At 59.3% G+C, this 329-nt stretch carries 1 pseudogene; it reads left to right on the top strand.

Annotation, left to right across the window (positions count from 1 at the left end):
• Positions 1-329: pseudogene (locus tag COE49_RS26895) on the top strand (Gly-Xaa-Xaa repeat protein); the annotation flags it as partial.

The raw sequence follows: 329 nt of genomic DNA, 5'->3' as shown, positions 1-329 counted from the left end.
GGACCTCAAGGTACTCAAGGGCCAACCGGCGCTACTGGACCTCAAGGTACTCAAGGTAACACGGGTGCTATCGGGCCTCAAGGTGTTCAAGGACCAACTGGTGCTACTGGACCTCAAGGTGTTCAAGGTAACACGGGCGCTACTGGGGCCACTGGACCTCAAGGTACTCAAGGCAACACAGGTGCTACCGGACCTCAAGGTACCCAAGGTAACACGGGCGCTACTGGGGCCACTGGACCTCAAGGTACTCAAGGCAACACAGGTGCTACCGGACCTCAAGGTGCGCAAGGCAACACTGGGGCTACCGGGCCTCAAGGTGCGCAGGGCAA

This window comes from Bacillus sp. AFS029637, assembly GCF_002584985.1.
Lineage (GTDB): Bacteria > Bacillota > Bacilli > Bacillales > Bacillaceae_G > Bacillus_A.
The sequence above is the reverse complement of the archived record's forward strand: the minus strand, read 5'-3'. Positions and strand labels throughout refer to the sequence as shown.